The 17,980-nt window shown below is 31.7% G+C and carries 16 protein-coding genes; 14 read left to right on the top strand and 2 right to left on the bottom strand.

Annotated elements, in window-relative coordinates:
- Entirely contained in the window at window positions 1–1,218 is a 1,218-nt protein-coding gene (locus ACFPH8_RS14700) for a tyrosine-type recombinase/integrase (protein ID WP_376862171.1), read from the bottom strand.
- 807 nt (window positions 1,219–2,025) lie between these two features.
- On the opposite strand from ACFPH8_RS14700, the gene ACFPH8_RS14695 reads away from it, so the two are divergent.
- The 12 genes from ACFPH8_RS14695 to ACFPH8_RS14640 all read left to right on the top strand — a co-directional run bounded on the left by ACFPH8_RS14695 (window position 2,026) and on the right by ACFPH8_RS14640 (window position 15,023).
- Complete coding sequence (locus tag ACFPH8_RS14695) at window positions 2,026–2,463, top strand: hypothetical protein (RefSeq protein ID WP_376862169.1); 438 nt, start codon at window positions 2,026–2,028, stop codon at window positions 2,461–2,463.
- Between the two features lie 167 nt (window positions 2,464–2,630).
- Window positions 2,631–3,179 carry an HNH endonuclease gene (locus ACFPH8_RS14690; protein ID WP_027127218.1) on the top strand — a complete coding sequence of 183 codons (549 nt, stop codon included), beginning with the start codon at window positions 2,631–2,633 and terminating at the stop codon, window positions 3,177–3,179.
- Between the two features lie 741 nt (window positions 3,180–3,920).
- On the top strand, window positions 3,921–5,486 hold the full coding sequence (locus ACFPH8_RS14685) for a hypothetical protein (RefSeq protein ID WP_376862166.1): 1,566 nt from the start codon (window positions 3,921–3,923) through the stop codon (window positions 5,484–5,486).
- Window positions 5,487–5,627: 141 nt separating this feature from the next.
- A complete protein-coding gene (locus ACFPH8_RS14680) occupies window positions 5,628–6,077 on the top strand; it encodes a hypothetical protein (protein ID WP_376862164.1) in 450 nt (149 codons plus the stop codon).
- 283 nt (window positions 6,078–6,360) lie between these two features.
- Window positions 6,361–6,771 carry a Fur family transcriptional regulator gene (locus ACFPH8_RS14675; protein ID WP_034257669.1) on the top strand — a complete coding sequence of 137 codons (411 nt, stop codon included), beginning with the start codon at window positions 6,361–6,363 and terminating at the stop codon, window positions 6,769–6,771.
- Window positions 6,772–6,838: 67 nt separating this feature from the next.
- Window positions 6,839–9,022, top strand: a complete 2,184-nt coding sequence (locus ACFPH8_RS14670) for a TonB-dependent receptor (RefSeq protein ID WP_376862161.1) — start codon at window positions 6,839–6,841, stop codon at window positions 9,020–9,022.
- 1 nt (window position 9,023) lies between these two features.
- Complete coding sequence (locus tag ACFPH8_RS14665; protein WP_376862159.1) at window positions 9,024–9,818, top strand: cation efflux transmembrane domain-containing protein; 795 nt, start codon at window positions 9,024–9,026, stop codon at window positions 9,816–9,818.
- A 380-nt stretch (window positions 9,819–10,198) separates the two neighbouring features.
- Entirely contained in the window at window positions 10,199–11,419 is a 1,221-nt protein-coding gene (locus ACFPH8_RS14660) for a hypothetical protein (protein ID WP_376862157.1), read from the top strand.
- A 173-nt stretch (window positions 11,420–11,592) separates the two neighbouring features.
- A complete protein-coding gene (locus tag ACFPH8_RS14655) occupies window positions 11,593–12,594 on the top strand; it encodes a phosphotransferase (protein ID WP_376862155.1) in 1,002 nt (333 codons plus the stop codon).
- A 123-nt stretch (window positions 12,595–12,717) separates the two neighbouring features.
- The gene (locus tag ACFPH8_RS14650) at window positions 12,718–13,479 is read left to right on the top strand and encodes a hypothetical protein (protein ID WP_376862153.1); all 762 of its coding nucleotides are present in this window, start codon (window positions 12,718–12,720) and stop codon (window positions 13,477–13,479) included.
- Between the two features lie 160 nt (window positions 13,480–13,639).
- Window positions 13,640–14,251 carry a hypothetical protein gene (locus ACFPH8_RS14645; protein ID WP_376862151.1) on the top strand — a complete coding sequence of 204 codons (612 nt, stop codon included), beginning with the start codon at window positions 13,640–13,642 and terminating at the stop codon, window positions 14,249–14,251.
- A 142-nt stretch (window positions 14,252–14,393) separates the two neighbouring features.
- On the top strand, window positions 14,394–15,023 hold the full coding sequence (locus ACFPH8_RS14640; RefSeq protein ID WP_376862149.1) for a hypothetical protein: 630 nt from the start codon (window positions 14,394–14,396) through the stop codon (window positions 15,021–15,023).
- A gap of 149 nt (window positions 15,024–15,172) precedes the next feature.
- Here ACFPH8_RS14640 and ACFPH8_RS14635 read toward each other — a convergent pair whose 3' ends face one another.
- Complete coding sequence (locus tag ACFPH8_RS14635; protein WP_376862147.1) at window positions 15,173–16,153, bottom strand: IS110 family RNA-guided transposase; 981 nt, start codon at window positions 16,151–16,153, stop codon at window positions 15,173–15,175.
- A 261-nt stretch (window positions 16,154–16,414) separates the two neighbouring features.
- Between ACFPH8_RS14635 and ACFPH8_RS14630 the strand changes: the two genes are divergently transcribed.
- The gene (locus ACFPH8_RS14630) at window positions 16,415–17,059 is read left to right on the top strand and encodes a hypothetical protein (RefSeq protein ID WP_376862145.1); all 645 of its coding nucleotides are present in this window, start codon (window positions 16,415–16,417) and stop codon (window positions 17,057–17,059) included.
- A gap of 161 nt (window positions 17,060–17,220) precedes the next feature.
- A complete protein-coding gene (locus ACFPH8_RS14625) occupies window positions 17,221–17,697 on the top strand; it encodes a DUF6155 family protein (RefSeq protein WP_376862143.1) in 477 nt (158 codons plus the stop codon).
- Window positions 17,698–17,980 lie beyond the last annotated feature (283 nt).

The following is a 17,980-nucleotide window of genomic DNA, read 5'->3' as shown; positions in this document are numbered from 1 at the left end:
CTAGTTTATATATTTATCTACTGCATTATCTAACTCACTACTAATAATTTTTGCATACACTTGAGTAATGCCAATATCTGAATGGTCCATCAATTTAGAAACGTGTTCTATTCTCATACCATTATTTAAAGCTCTGGTTGCAAATGTATGTCGGCTTATGTGAAAACTTAAATTGAAAGGTAGTTCTAAACGTTTGCCCATTTTTCTTAAATACATATTGCTTAATGCTATTGCTCTACCGGTTATTAAATTTCTATGCTCTTTATCTGTAAAATAGGTTTTATCAACATTTGCAAAAGGAAAAATTATATCTTCTTGCTTCTGGTCTTTTTGTTGATACTTCTCTAATATCTCAACCGCTTTTTGACCTATTCTAACACTATGCTGTCTGTTTGTTTTTCTGATAACCTTTGTGATTTTACCGTTTTTCTTATCGTAATTTTTCCATTTTAGCTCTATCATATCGCCAAACCTTAAACCACCTGCAAAGACTGAAAAAATAAACATATCTTTTATAATCTCTGCCTTGTCTTTGTTGGAAACTTCTAAATTCATAAAACCTTCAAACTGTTCAGCAGAAAGATAGCGTTTAGTACTCTTTTCTTTCTTAACTGTGAATTTGTTAAAGGGAAATAAATCCAAAGGTATTAAATCTTCTTTTTGCGCTTCTCTAAACATTATTTTCATAACCTTTAAAGAGAAATTTATGGTTGTATTATTGTTGCCTAACGTAGAGCTACAATGAGATGCAAAGTCCTTTAAGGTAGTTACTGTAATATCCTCAAACATCAATTCTCTATGACCTATGAAGTTTTCAAATTTCTTTAGATAGGTTTTGTAATTCTTGTAAGTTGAGTAGGCTAGAGTACCTTTTCGCTTTTCACAAAGATTATCCGAGTAGTCAAAAAAGTTCGTTAAGGGTTTGCCTTTTATGGCCTCTTTTAGTTTTCTCGCTGTTGTAGATTGGTTTCTTCTTTCAAGGTCTGCGATTTCTCCTTTGGCATCTGCAACCTTTTGAGATATGTAAGCATTTAGCCTTGTAGAATTACTGTGATTCTTCTTTACTTTTTGCTTATCTTCATCCCATTCATTTGGCTTTAGTTTTAAGCTTAATGAAATGAATTTAGTTTTACGGTCTTTTATAACTCTTAAATAAAGAGGTGCTTCACCTGCTTTATCTACTTTGTTATTTCTTAAAATTAGTTTTATTGAAGACATAAAGTACTGGTTTTAAAGGGATGCAAAGCGGTGCAACCTAGTACGAAGGTACAACAATAGGTACAACAAAACAAGCATTTTAATGCATTTTGTTGCATTATTTTACTTTAGTAAAAACCTGTAAAGTACTGTATATAAAGGGTTTTAATGAAATTAAAGGTAAAAGAGTGAAGTATCTATATAACACCGTGTATAATTCATTGCTAGTGCAGGCTTACTTACGAAAATCCTCTCGGATTTTCTATTCGGTTTGTATTTGCTAAATTAGTTGCTGAAACACGCAACGAAATCATACACAAGACCGTTAGCAGCAAGCAGTCACGTTTTGCTAACCGCTTTCTTAATCCAAGAGTTTTTTAATTCTAATCACGATAAAAATCTCACTCGAATGATCTAACTTGATAAACAGTTCGCAAAATTTACGCCGGATTTATTACTCAGACGGATAAGCCGAATTGACTAAGATTGCGGAACAACAACGTTGGATTGATTACTGAGATGAATAAGCACAACTGATTAGAATTACGGAAAATAACGCTGGATAATAGGAACCATTAAAATTAGAATTTACGAGAACCATAGAGAAAACCATCAACTCACTCTACTCTATTTTAATTTACAAAACTTTACAGCCGATCTGAACGCGAAAAAACCAATCTGAATGTAGTTAGACACCAAAAACAGAGTTATACGCTAAAATCAACGATATAGATGTCTAATTAAACTGTGTGGAATTTAAAAGCCGGCTGCTAACAATACACAAAACCGTTGGCAAACAGTTGAGGGAAACGCAACCAGAATGAGAAAATGGGAATTAAAGAATATTTAGATAATACTTTGAACAAATATTATATCGGAATTCTGAATAAGAACGGATTTGAATTGACTGAATTTGATATTAGCGGAATGGGTGGAATTTATCGCTTTAAAAATAGTTGGCTAAATTTTGACATTGTAAATGACAGAGGAATAATTGAAACTCGGATTTCTTCACTCTTCTCTGAAAATTTTTATGATTTGGACTTGATAAATGCATTTTTAAATCGGAGAAATAAAACAGATTTGGAAAAACCAAAGTTTGGAAAATCTGACTTATCAAAACGACTGAATTTAGAGCAAGAAAGTGAGTTGTTTGAAAATAATCTGACTGAATTAAAAACGATGTTTAACGAATTGAATTATAAACAAACTGAATCTGAATTAAATAAAATTGGTAATGAACGAGCGAAATTATTATTCGAATAAAAAAACCGATTTGCCAACACCGTATAAAAAAAATTGCTAGTTTTAGCTAAACCAAAGTTAGTTGCTCGTTTGCTAGCTTCTGATTTTCCTTCGGAAAATCCTCGCACACAAACACGCAACTTTCCTTATACAACAACGTTGTAGTGCATTTGAGAAAAACATTTAGGATGATAAGAAACTATTGGAAAGAGGAATGGAAAAGGGTCAAATTTGACGATGGAATTGCGGAAAATGAACAGTTCAAAATCTCAAATTACGGACGAATTTTAAACTGTAAAAACGAAACCGAATTTGAAGTTAAAAAATCATACATCAACGGATATCAAAATCTTCCGCTAAAACAAAAACGGAACGGAAAATCGACCAGCAGATACGTCCACAAACTTGTGGCTGAACATTTTCTTGAGCGGAACGACGGAATTTATGTCATCCACCTGAATTACGACAAAACCGACAATCGAGTGGAAAACTTAAAATGGGCAACCAAAAGAGAAAAAGAACTTCATCAATTTAACAATCCGAATTGGGAAGAAATCGTTGAAAAAAGAAGTAAAAACATTGGTAAATTAAACGAGGGTAAAGTAAAAATTATAAAACGCCAATTAAAGAATAAAAGAACTCGAATAAATATGATTGCAAAACGTTTTGGAGTATCCGACACACAAATTCATAGGATAAAAAAAGGAGAGAATTGGAGTTCAGTAACCGAATATTAAAAAACGCACTACAACACCGTATATAATTTATTGCTAGTTATAGCCTACTTACGAAAATCCTCGCAGATTTTCTATTCGGTTTTTATTTGCTAAATTAGGTGCTTAAACCACGCAACAAACCATATACAATCACGTTGCCAACAATGCTGGAGCAAGTTTGCGGATTGAAAAAAAGCCTAGTTTATTTTCGATTTTTTTTAGAATTTTAAGAAAGTAAAAACGAAAAAACTATGTTGCGGAATTCAAAAAATGACGCTGAATTCTCACTCAAATGTAGAATGAAAAGCAACGTCGGAATTGCTCACTCAAAATCTGACTGAATTTCTGTGCGGAATTTGACAAAATTATGGAAATGTGGAAATCGGAACAAAACGCAAAATCACGTCTGAATTCCACACTGCCGAAAAAATAATAAATCGGAATTTGAGCAAGTTTGCGGAATTGAAAAGCTGACGAACTGACTCGAACTCTGAAAAGATAAATACTGAAATAAAAAAGCACAGTTGGCAACAACGTATATAAAAAATTGCTATTTTGTGCTTAATTCTATGGTCGTTGCACGTTTGCTACGTCTGAATTTCCTTCGGAAATTCCTCGCACGCAAACCCGCAACTTTCCATATACAAGACCGTTAGCAAAAATTAGAAAATGAGATTTAGAAACAAGATAGTAATACTTTTAATATATAGTTTTATTTCCTGCAAGACTTATAAATCATCGGATATAAACCATATTGTACATATGGGACAATCTCTAGGAGCAGGAGAACAATCTCTACCAATCATTACTGATTCAATAACTGGTTATGGGAATTTAAAGTTTCGCATGGGTACCCATACTTGGACATATAATTATTTTCCAGATAACCCTAATTTAAGGAGTCTTGATAATTTTGACTTTGCCCCACTTATTGCTAATAGGCGTGTTGTTGAAGGAGAAACAATAGCAAATGGTCTATGCGATTATTTTACTGAAAAATCAAAAATTAACGGTAAGCTACTTTTTAGTTATGCTGGACAAGGTGGACGCTATTTAAGAGAGTTAGACAAAAGACACGATGATGCAAAAGATTTACGGGCAGAAAGGCGCCAATCCAAAGGTGGGCATTATAAAACCTCAATAAATGATGTGCTGAAAGCAAAACAAAAAGCTGATAGCTTAAACCTTACCTATAACGTGATGGCAGTTACTTGGATGCAAGGAGAAGCGAACAACACCCGTAAACTTAATAGATGGGATGAAGCATTACCAAGAAAAGAATTTTTACATGCTTACAAAAATGACTTAATTCAATTAAAAAAGGATTACGATACCGACATTTCAAATATATTGGGCAAAGAAATTAATGTACCTTTCTTTACTTACCAAACGGGCGGAACAATGTCAGGAACAGCGCAATTATTGGCTACTGAAGAAAACCCTAACATGTACATGGTTGGGCCAACATACATGATGCCTAATGCTGAAAATACAGTATACGAATATAGAGGTAAAAAATATCATGGTGATGGTATTCATTTAACTGCTGATTCTGAAAGATGGCTGGGAGAACAATTTGGAAAAGTTATAAAAAGGGTATTAATAGACAAGGAAGATTGGCAACCTTTAAGACCATTAAAAGCTTATTTTTCTGAAGATAAAAAAGAAGTCTATGTTAAATTTCATGTTCCCCGTCCACCTTTAGTTTTAGATACTATTTTTTTGCCCAAACAAGGACAATCCTATGGCATCAGAATGTATGATGTTAATAAGAAAGTAATTCCTGTTAAATCCGCAAAAATTATTGATGGTAACACTATTCAATTATCAGTACAAAACAAGATAGAAAAAGAAACTTACCTTAGCTATGGTACTCGTTCCTTGGTAAAAGACCTTTCAGAACCCATACACAAGATATTTGACTCAGGAACAAATGAACATGGATTCAAAGAAATTAGCATTGAATTTAAAGGTAATTTCATTGATGAGTTTTCCACCTTATTAGATGAAGGTGTTTTCTATCTTGGAAACAGGGTTAAAAATTCATCAGAGTTCACCAACTTAATCATTAGGAATGTATATATCAATGATGCTGAAAATACAGTCTTGGCTGGTGAATTTGACGATTTAAGAAAAGATGTTCCGTTTAAAGTAGGACAAAAATGCTACATATCAAGGCGTTATGTTTACGGAAATTTACGTGATTCTGACAGTGAAAAATCTGTATTCAATTTTTCTGACACGAATTACGGAAAGCGAGGTAATATGAATTACCCCTTGTTCAATTGGTGTATCAGTTTCCAAGATTTAATAATAAAAGAGAAATAACTTTTGCTAACAAAGTATAAAATTAATTGCTTGTACTCGCCTATTTGCGAAAGTCCTCGCAGACTTTCTAGCTATGAATTATTTGCTAAATCTAGTGTTTAATACGCGCAACTAATCTTATACAAAAACGTTACCTACCATATGAGAAAACTGATTTTCATAACATTAATTTTAGTCGGAAATATAACTTTCGGACAAGAATCAAATATGGAATGGAAACAACTAGAAAAAACCACAACATTGAAAAATTACGTGGAAAATCAAGCTTATAAATATTTGGAATTTAACGCTGAAAAGAAAGATTCGATTTCTGAAAAAGGTGTAAAAATCTCACACGAAGGTGTAGATACGGAAATAATTATTCGTGATTACTCAAATGTGAAAAACCCTTTGATTGTAATTAATCAATATCCATTAGAAAAACTGACCGTTTTAGAATTTATCACTTTAGAAAATATTGAGGAAATTGATTTACGTAAACCGAGTGACAAATTATCTGGAATTTATGGTTCATTAGCAAAATACGGGCTGATAAATATTACGATGGAGAAACGGAAATGGAGGAAACTGAAAAGAAAATACGGTAGGTAACAATGTATAACCGCAATTACGGCGGATTCGACTACGTCCGAATCCACTCGGAATTGCTAAGGTCAGTGCTAAACCGAAAATTAACGCATATTAACCCGTAACTGACGGTTATACGAGACCGTTGTGCATAATGCAAAAAATCGTGCTAAATTCAACATTTGAACTAAAAAAGCCAACCGCACAAACAGCACATTTATTTTTTTCCAACCGCAAAAAGCCACCGCTGAAAAAAATAAAAGAGCTGTTTTTCGCCAACGCTCGAAAAAAATGATACATTAGGAAAATGCAAACCGAAGAAGAAATCCTAAAAATAAAAAAAGTAAAAAACACCGCAGTCAGAACTGTGGTATTACGACATCTTTTGAGCCAAGAAAAAGCTCAATCATTGAAAGATATTGAAAACGCATTGGCATACACGGACAGAAGTTCGATTTTCAGAACGCTGAAAACATTTGAGGAAAACAAAGTTATCCACAGCATTGAAGATGGTTCTGGAATGACCAAATATGCGGTTTGTGCCAAAGGTTGTAACTGCGACCCAAAGGATTTGCACTATCATTTTTATTGCACAAACTGCGATAAAACATTCTGCCTTTTTGATGTTCCTATTCCCAAAATTCAACTTCCTGAAAACTTCAAACAACAACAAGCAAATATGGTCGTAAAAGGTCTATGCGACAACTGTAACAAGTAATCTTTGCAATCGAGTTGCAGTAAATCCTAAATACATTTGCATTATTCTTTTAAACCAGAATAAGCAGATGAAAAACATATTTTTAAACACATTATTTCTATTCGTATCAATTATAACGTTCGCACAGACGAGCGATATTTCCATTTCTGTGAAAGATGCAGAAACCAACGAACCATTATTGGGAGCGACCGTCTATTTTGAAGAATTAGAAAAAGGAGCAGTAACAGATTTTGACGGAATTGCCACATTTACAGAAATCCCAAATGGAAACCACATTATAAAAATTTCATACATAGGCTTCAAAACCATAGAAACTACTATTGATGTTGGAACAAAAAAGGAGTTCGCTTTCAAGCTCGAATCGGGAGGTAATGAACTTGACGAAGTTGTCATACAATCTTCAAGAAGTACACGGACAGTAAGAAAAATTCCAACTCGAATTGAATTTATTGGAGCGGAAGAATTAAGCGAAAAAGCGGTAATGAACCCAACCAATATTTCAATGGTACTTCGGGAAAGTACAGGAATACAGATGCAACAAACTTCTTTAAGTAGTGCGAATACCAACATTAGAATTCAAGGTCTTGATGGACGTTACACACAACTTTTACGAGATGGATTTCCACTTTATGGCGGATTTTCAAGCGGTTTGAGTATTCTGCAAATTCCGCCATTGGACTTAAAACAATTTGAAATCATTAAAGGAAGTTCATCAACACTTTATGGTGGTGGAGCAATTGGAGGTTTGATAAATATGGTATCAAAAACACCAGATGAAGAACCAACTTTGGATATTATGTTGACACAAACACAAGCGTTAGGAAGTACTGCGAATGTATTTTATAGCAAACGAAATGAAAAATTTGGAGTTTCATTATACGGTTCAGGTCATTATCAAAAGGCTTACGACCCAGAAGATGATGGCTTTAGTAATTTACCACAAACAACATCTATTTCTTTCAACCCAAAATTCTTTTATTATCCATCAGAAAAAACAACATTTTGGTTTGGCTTAAACGGAACGTATGACGACAGAATTGGTGGCGACATCACAAAAATTGAAAGTGGCGAAAATGGCATCCATCAATATACCGAAGAAAATCTATCAAAAAGATTGAGCAGTCAAGTGGTTTACGAAACTCAATTAGATTCGGTTAGTTCATTAAATATTAAAAACAGTATCTCATTCTTTGACAGAAAACTAACCATTCCCGATTTTGCTTTTGACGGAAAACAAACCAATACATTCACAGAAATAAACTATCAAAAGTCCGCCAATAAAATAGATTGGATTTTTGGTGCAAACCTATATACTTCCGATTTTGATGAAAATGATAATGCGACTTTGCAACGTGACCAAACAGACATAACTTATGGAGCATTTGTAAATAATATTTATGACATTTCGGATAATTGGATTTTGGAAACAGGATTGCGAGCAGATTACAATACTGATTTTGGCTTCTTTCCGCTTCCAAGAGTTTCATTGCTATACAAAAACGATAGCGGATTTTCCAGCAGAATTGGTGGTGGTTTAGGCTACAAAATTCCAGATATTTTTACAGAAGAGGCGGAATTTATCAATTTTGAAAATGTACTTGGCATTGATAAATCTTCACTAAATGCGGAACGTTCTTATGGTATAAATCTTGATTTCAACTATCAAACACTCTTATTTGAATCCGTAGGTTTTTCTATTAACCAACTGTTTTATGTAACTGCAATTAATGATGCATTACTGTTAAATTCAACCGATAATGGATTTTTCCAATTTGAGAATGCAACAGATAAAATTTTGAGCAAAGGTGCTGAAACAAACATCAAGTTTACCTATAAAGATTTTCGTTGGTTCTTGAATTATGCACTCATTGACACAAAATTGAATTATTTGGCTGGCAATCCACAAAAACCTCTAACTGCAAAACATAACGCAGGAAGTGTTTTGATGTACGAATCTGAAAAATGGCGAATCGGTTATGAAACGTTTTACACAGGAAAACAATTTTTGTCAAATGGAACTGAAACAACCGATTTTGTAACGATGGGATTATTGTTAATGCGAAACTTTAAATTTGGTAGTGCTTTTGTGAATTTTGAAAACTTTACCGATAGAAGACAAAGCAAATTCTCGCCTTTGGTTTTGCCACCACACGACAATCCAGAATTTCCCGAAATCTATGCACCAACAGACGGTTTTATATTTAGCGTTGGAATAATTATCAAACCTTTTGGAAACGAAGATGACGACTAAAATGAACAAAACAATTTTTGAAATCAGTAAAATGGATTGTCCTTCCGAGGAAAATCTAATCCGAATGAAACTGGACGGAATTGAAGAAATCAAAAATCTCGATTTTGACATTCCCAACCGAAAACTGACTGTTTTCCACGATGGTCAAAACGACCAAATTGAAAAGTCAATTATCGAATTAAATTTAGGCGGAAAGAAAATTTCGACCGAAGAAACCAACGAAAAAGATTTTGTAGAAAACACCAACCAAAAAAAGCTACTTTGGATTGTACTGGCGATAAATTTTGTCTTCTTCATTATCGAAATGACCACAGGACTCATCTCGAAATCAATGGGATTGGTTGCCGACAGTTTAGATATGCTTGCGGACAGTTTCGTGTACGGGATTAGCTTGTTTGCGGTTGGCGGAACGTTGATTAAGAAAAAACGGATTGCAAAAATTGCAGGCTATTTTCAGATAACACTTGCGATTATTGGATTTGTGGAAGTATTGAGAAGATTTTTTGGAGACGAGAAACTTCCCGATTTTTCAACGATGATTATCGTTTCGATTTTAGCTCTTATCGCAAACGGAATTTGTCTTTACATTTTGCAAAAGTCAAAGAGCAAAGAAGAGGCGCATATGAAAGCGAGTATGATTTTTACTTCCAATGACGTGATTATCAATTTGGGAGTAATAATTGCAGGAATTTTAGTGAATTGGCTAAATTCCAACAAACCTGATTTAATTGTTGGAACAATCGTTTTTATAGTGGTAATACAAGGTGCATTTCGGATTTTGAAATTAAGTAAGTAATCGGAATTGCCAACGCTGAAAGCCATACACATTTACAGTCGCTCAAGCCATCGCACCACCAAAACTGTAAAAGAATATGTCTTGCCAACGCTCAATTTAGAACTAAATAACAAACATCGGAAAACCAAGCAAAACGTGAAAAGCACTATGCACAACAATGTATATAAAACATAGCTATTACAGGCTTTCCGAGAGGTTTTTGCTTCTCTATTAAGTCCACCAAATTTTTATTTTTGTATATTTAAAAAATTAAAGATAAATAGAAAAAATAAAAATTTGGCTCGTGTATAATCCGAAAAGTTAGTGTTTATTTATACGCTACGTTTCATATACTAGACCGTTGTGCTTCATTAAAAATAATGATTGAGATAAAAAATTAAATGACAACTTATAAAAAAAAATCCTCTTACATTCTACTTGTTTTTATTATAGCCTTAGTTTTAATAATAAGCTCAGTAAAGATATTTTTACCATCTAATTATTTTCAATTAAATATTGGGTTTTATCTAACGATAGGATCTATGATTTGCATTGTAATAATTTATTATAGGAATAAATATGTTTCATATTTAACTATCAACAAAAGTGATTTAACAGTCCAAAATATCTTAAAAAAAGAAAAGATTAGTCTTAATGAAATTATAGGTTTTGAAAAAGAATATTGGACTTCCACTTACTCTAAATCATTAAAATATATTCTAATTAAAACTAAACGAAAGACTATTAAAATATACCCTTACTATAATGATTTTAATGAATTAGTAAAATGGATAGAAACTAATTTGACGGATTTAAATGCTGTAAAAGTACACAACGAATGGGAACAAGTATTAAACGATGAAGATATTGGAATGAACAGGTTTGAACGCCTGCAGGAAGTGAAAAAGGCAAAAAATATAGCTACTTTACTTAATAGTACATCAATTATAATATTTCCATTCTATTTTTTCTCACTAACACGACCATTTATAATAGTTCCGGCTATCATTATTCCTTTATTGTCATTTATTGCAATTTTCTATTTTAAAGGCATAATTAAGTTAGATGATTTTTCAGGAAAATCTTCCGAACGCAGAATTGAAAAACAATCCGACCCTTCATCATATAATACTACCGTTTATACTTATATTTTAGGATCAATAGCACTACCCGCTTTAATATTGCTTGGCCTATATTTTATAGACTACAATGTTATCAATTTCAATGGCTTATGGAAAACATCATTAATTACTTCGGCAATAATTTTTGTATTGTGCTTAATTAGAACCAAAGAATTTAAGTCTAATAAAGTAATGAGCTATGTGAGTTTATCTATGATATATGTTTTTATTTATGGATATGCTTTTTTTGGTGCTCTAGTTTTAAATTGTGCTTTAGATTTTTCTACACCAAAAAAAGAGACTAGTGTTATTATTAATAAATACGTCTCAGGTGGAAAATATGATTATTATAATATTGTTATAGATAAAATGAATAAAAACAAACCTGTAAAATTGAGAGTTAATGAAGATATGTATAATGAATTGCAGATTAATACTAATTTTACTTTTTTTAATAAAGAGGGATTATTAAAAATGGATTGGGTGTCATTTGATAAATAACGAAAGCACAACAAGGTATAAAAAACATAGGGCAGTTTAGGCTTTCCAAAAGGCCTGTGTTTATTTATAAAGTCACCAAATATTAAATTTGGCTTAGTACAAAACCGAAACGTATCGCTTATCAACCTACCCTACCTTTCTTATACTAGACCGTTAGCCACAATTAAAAAAAAATGACAGTATTTCCAGTTATAGCATCTACAATCTCTGCAAAAGAATTGGGAGAGTTTGCAAAAGAAAAATACGGATTGAATAAAAACTACGACTGTAAATTATTTAGAACAGGAATGAATCATACTTATTTTCTTTCAGATAATGAAACTAAATACGTTTTAAGGGTTTATAGCCATAATTGGAGGTCAAAATCTGATATTACTGAAGAGATAGAACTTTTAAAATTATTAAACGAAAATAATTTAAGTGTTTCTTTTCCAATTCAAGATAAAAACGGGGAATTCATTCAAGAAATAAATGCACCAGAAGGAATTAGATACGTAGTCCTTTTTTCGTTTGCAAAAGGAGGGAAAATCCGATTTACGGATAAAGAAACTTGTTCCTTAATTGGCTCATTAATGGCTAAAATTCATAATCTTACTTCAAACAAAACTATCGACCGAATTTCTTACGATAAAGAATCACTTTTAAAATTACCTTATGAACATTTAAAACAATTTTTTCCAGAGAAATTGCCTGAAATGAAATTTATTAAAGACATTGGTCAATTCTTTAAAAAAACCGATTTTAAAAACACTCGACACGGAATTGTTCATATGGACATTTGGTATGATAATATGGCTGTAACTAATGAGAAAGAAATCACTATTTACGATTTTGATTTTTGTGGAAATGGAGCACAGATTTTAGACGTTGGCTATTTTTGCAAGCAACTATTCCACATTGAAAACGACAAGAAAGAATACGAAATGAAGAAAAAATATTTTTTAGAAGGCTATCAAAGTATTATACAATTATCCGATAATGAATTGAAATTGATTCCCAAAGCAGGATTGGCTGTTTTTGTTTTTTATCTTGGTGTTCAAGCAAAAAGGTTTGATTGGTCGAATATCTTTTTATCAGAAAATTATCTCAAAATGTTCTATATTCAAAGACTAAAATCGTGGATTGCATACAATGACATTGAAAAAATAACTATGGCTAACACCGTGTATAATTAATGGCTGGTTCTGGCTTGCTTACGAAAATCCTCGCGGATTTTCTATTAGGTGTTTATTTGCTAAATTCCGTGCTTAAAGCACGCCACTAATCATACACAAACACGTTGTGTGTAATCTAAAAAAATGACGAACTACAAAATTTACATATTAATAATCTTTATAATTGGAATTTATTCTTGTGATTCTAAGGTTAAATCTACTGAGGAAAGCACAATAAAATTGAACCAAACTTCAACCAACTCTTCAGAATTTGAATCGAAAAAAGAAATAGAATTTAAGGATACAATTAATATAAACTATTCCGAACATAAGACTCTTCTAAATATTCTTAAAATATTACCTGAATCGACAATGGATAGTTGGGAATGGAGTAAAAAAGACAGAAAAAAAACAGTAGATTTCATAGAGAATAACAATTATTTAATTGATTCAACTGAAATGTACAACAACATCAAATATATTAAACCAAATACAATCGGAATTCAAGTTGTTGATGGATTTTGGACATTATCAATATATGATTTTGGAATAAATGACTTTTTTATTGTAACAAATGATATTGTTGGAGATGGAAATGATATACAAACATATAGTTTTAGGAATAACAAAATCACACCAACTAAAATGGTAAATTGGTTTAGTGAATTTCAATATAAACTACTTTCAAATAATTCGACTAATTGTATAGATTTATTAGAAGAAAATGAAATGACTTATGACTACGATTTTAGTGATGAGAATATTATTAGCATTTCTTCTTGGTTGTTAACACAAAAAGAATCTAATAGTTGCTTAAAAGGAAACTATATAAAATACAAACTGAATAAAGAAACTAAAACATTTGATATTGTTGATATAGGTTGGAAAAATAATAAAACGGAATAAAAGACTACACACAACACCGTATATAATTTATTGCTAGTTCTAGCCTACTTACGAAAATCCTCGCGGATTTTCTAGTTGGTTTTTATTTACTAAATTAGGTGCTTAAACACGCAACAAACCATATACAACAACGTTGTAAAACATTTGACAAAAATTGTGAATGAAAAAAATTTCAAGAATAGCGAATAAAGTTTTTTATTACATATTAGGTATTTCACTTTTACTCGGAATCGCAGTTTTCGGATTTGGAATTTTTAAAAACCTTTATCTTTTAGTTGGTTATTCTTTCGTCTATTTAATAATTCCTTTATTAACATTATCGCTATTAATTTTGCTCATTTCGAATTTTAAAAAATTTGGATTTTTAAGCGGAATTAAAGAATCGAGTGTTAATATTTTCGCTTTAATGTTATGTTCAGCTCTAATCTGGTTTCTTCAATCCTATGCATTTGAAAAAAGCAATCGAATTAATGTAAAAGTCATTAACAAAACTGAACTCGGAATTTCAAACATTACGCTAATTGGTCGGAATGCAATGACTAAAATTGACACTTTAGCACCTGAAGAAAATGAGACTAAAATTTTTAAAGGAAAACGAATCAACTATAAAACGGAAAACGATTATGAAAATGAAATTCGTTTACTTTATTATTTCGACAATAAATGGAGAGAAAATAAAATATTGAGCGGATTTAGTAGATGGCGTGTGATTGATAAAGATTGGGAAATCAAAATCCATAGTGCGGATTCGATTGAATTAAAGCAAAAATAAAAACGTTTTACAACAACGTGTATAGCTCATTGCGGCTGAATTCCTAATCGGAATTCAGCCGCAATTTGCTATCTTTCGGTTACGGCGGAAAATCATAGCTGATTTTCCGCAACGAGCCATACACAAACACGTTACCTACAATATGAGCAAACTCCTGCATTCTAAATTAATATTCATCATTTTTTTGATTTTAACGATTTTAAGTTGCTCGAACTCAAAAAAGCTGAATTACGCATCTGATTTAGAAAATTGCTTAACCGAAAATGATATTATACTAATAAATAATGCTGTAAGTTCGTTTGAGAAAAAGATATTAAAAAAATATAAGAACCAAACTATAGGTAATGCTTACTTATCATATCTAAAAGATTTAAACAAACAAAATATTGATTCTGATTTCGTTTTATCTATAGAAACCAAAAACATTTTAGACGATTTAAAAAAAGAAGGAACTTACGACAAGATTTGGTCTGAACTTGAAATAATATTACGTGAAAAAGGAAGAAATCTGGAAGGAACCAAAGTTATTGACATCTATACTTTAGATCCTAATGGAATATTTTTAAACTGTGTGATTCAAAATAACAAAAATGAGTTAATTATAGAACACCTTTTAGAGAAAAAAGAAATCCCAGAAACAAGTTATGGATTTGCTGTAAGAGACTTTTCAGAAAGATTAACTGAAAACGATTTTGAGGAAAACTTAATCAGGATGACAATAGCAATTGTTTACTATTACGAATTGTATTCTCTTTTTGAATATTTAAAATAAATACTGTAGGTAACACTGTGTATAAAAAATGCTTATTTTAGTGCTTAACCAAAGGAAAGTGCGTGTTTGCTTTCTTCCAATTTTCCTTCGGAAAATCCTCTGACACAAACACGCACTTTTCAAGAACTGTGTTAAAAAACAAGTAATTATTAATTTAAATTCATTAAAACACTTTTATAGTTCTCATCATATATCAACCCTGATTTTGCCAAGGCAAAAGCCTGTTTTAACAGCTTATTACAGACAGCTATTAATGCTAATTTTTTGCTCTTTCCTTTTGCTACAATTCTATCGAAGATTTCTCTACACGCTTTATTATGTTTCTTAGCTGAGAGACTGCACATAAACAACGTTTTCCTTAATCGTCTATTCCCCATTTTACTTATTCTTGATCTGGATCTTATGCTGCTTCCAGACTGTCTTATCATAGGGGTTAAACCAGCAAAAGAGCAAAGCTCTGATGCCTTATTAAAACGCTCAAATCCCCCCGTTAAGACGATCAATAACATACTTGACTTGCGTCCTATACCAGGAATACTCTCTACCCTAGTAAGCAAATCTTGATTATCCAATTTTACCAACTCTAGCAATGTATCTTCTAGCTTATCTATTTCTTTTTTCAAGTGTTTTAAACTTCTTTTTAAGGATTGTATCACTAAAGTACAAGGAGATCCCATAGCCTCCTCTGTTTGCAACTTATTTTTAAGTGCTGTCGTTTGTTTAGTATACAAGTTGGTTAGGCTTATTATTTGAGAACAAGCTATTTGTGTTTTACTCTGGCCTTTCCATAAACGAAGTTCAACCCCAGAGTTTACAGCATACTCATAAATCATTTGCGAATCTTTTTTGTCTGTTTTTATTTTTGTTAATCGCATTTGAATAAAGCGTTTAATAGACAAAGGATTTTCAACACTTACAGCAACTCCTTTTTCTTCTAAATAATAGGATAAGCGCAAGTGATAGACACCCGTAGATTCCATAACACAATGAGAAAACTCATTGGTTAAATTCAATAATTTTTTAAAGCCAGAAAGATCATTTTTAAACTGATAATGCTTGCCATCTGCTCCACTCACATCAAAGACATCTTTACTTATGTCTATTCCAAAATAATTTGTATTTTCACTCATATATATTAATTTAACGAAAGAAGTGATCTACTAGCTTTTCTGCATCTTAAAAACGAGATCTAAAGTCTCACAGAACTGTTCGAAATAATAGTAGGAAAGAGAGGGGATTGTCATGAAAAACGAGATCGTAGTCTCAATACACAAAATAACCTTAATCCTCTCTTTTTGTTCTTTCTGTTTATATACTTAAATTTATAACTTTATTACAAAAAGCTAACTTAAGATACACGAAACCGTTAGGTGCAATACAAGAAAAACCATATGACTAAATTATTAACTTCTATTTTTCTATTAATAGCTTTAATAACTAACGCACAAAGTGTTTACAAAAAAAGTTCTGACCTAAAAAAGCGGAATAAGATTAAACAAACTGATAGGTATTTATTAGATAAATCAAAATCAATTAATCCAATGCTCTTTGGCTCGTATGTTTATGACAGAAATGGCCGAATAATTGACTCAAAAAAATTTCTTCCCAACGGCAAATTTAGTTCCCATTCACAATTTGAGTACCCAAATGACACCATTCGAATAAAGATTTTATTTGACTCTACTGGTGTCGAAATAAAAAAAATAGAACAAAAGGTTGATTTATCTGAAAAGGAAATAGAAAGGGAAAAGGTTGACGACAAAAATTTTGAATATGTTTATGATTCTAATGGAAACATCGCAAAAATTTACAAGATAAAGGATAATAAAAAATCCTTATTAATGGAAAATAAGTATAACGACAATAATTACTTAATTCAAGAAAGTTTTTTTGAATTTAAATTGGATGGAACAAAAATACCGCAAGTTATAATTTACACACGTGATGAGTCTGATAATATTTTGCGAATTACAAGAATGTCTGAAAACGAAATTGAATACATTGAATTTTACACTCATAAAAAGTACAGCACCTAACACAGTATAAAAATAATTGCTATTTTAGGCTTAATCAAAGGTCGTTGCACTTTTGTTACGTCTGATTTTCCTGCGGAAAATCCTCGCACACAAAACCGCAACTATTCTTATACATAAACGTTAGCCACAAGCTGAAAAAAAAACCGACATTAGCGAAAAATATGGCACTTAGAGAATTGAAAAAGGAATTAAACCAAATGGACAAAACTGAAATCATTAATCTGATTTTAGAGATGTATAAAAAAATTCCTGACGCAAAAAACTTCTTGAAAATATTTGCTACAGGCGATATTGAACAACTGACAGAAAAATACAAAAAAGAAATCGAAAGATATATTTATCCAAATGGAAAAAATATGGATTTACGTGAGACAGAGGCTCGGAAAATTATTCGCACTGTTCGCAAAATGAAAATCACAGAACTTAATATTGAGTTGGAATTACATTATGTAAGCTGTTGTCTAGAAATTATTGAAGATTTTGGGTATTGGGATGAGAATTATTATATGGCATTAGGAAAAATGTTTGACAACGCTATGAATGGAATTTCGGAACTTGGAATGGAAGATAAATATAACGAGAAAGTAATATCTTTATCTTCGAAAGCCAGTGAATATGGAATTGAATTAGAGTATTAATAAAATAAAAGCCAGTGGCTAACACCGTATAAAAAAAATTGCTAGTTTTAGCTAAACCAAAGTTTGTTGCTCGTTTGCTAGCTTCTGATTTTCCTGCGGAAAATCCTCGCACACAAACACGCAACTTTCCTTATACATAAACGTTGTAGCACATTTTGACCCGTCCTAAAATAAGGCTACATAATTCAAAACAATTATGTATAAAAATGACAAAGTAATTAGACGGTACAGTGAACCTTTCAAATTAAAAATTTTAGCCGAACTTACAACGGGAAAACACACA

The sequence above is a fragment of the Bizionia hallyeonensis genome (genome assembly GCF_042657385.1).
Classification (GTDB): Bacteria; Bacteroidota; Bacteroidia; order Flavobacteriales; family Flavobacteriaceae; genus Algorimicrobium; species Algorimicrobium hallyeonense.
This window is presented reverse-complemented; position numbering and strand designations above follow the sequence as displayed.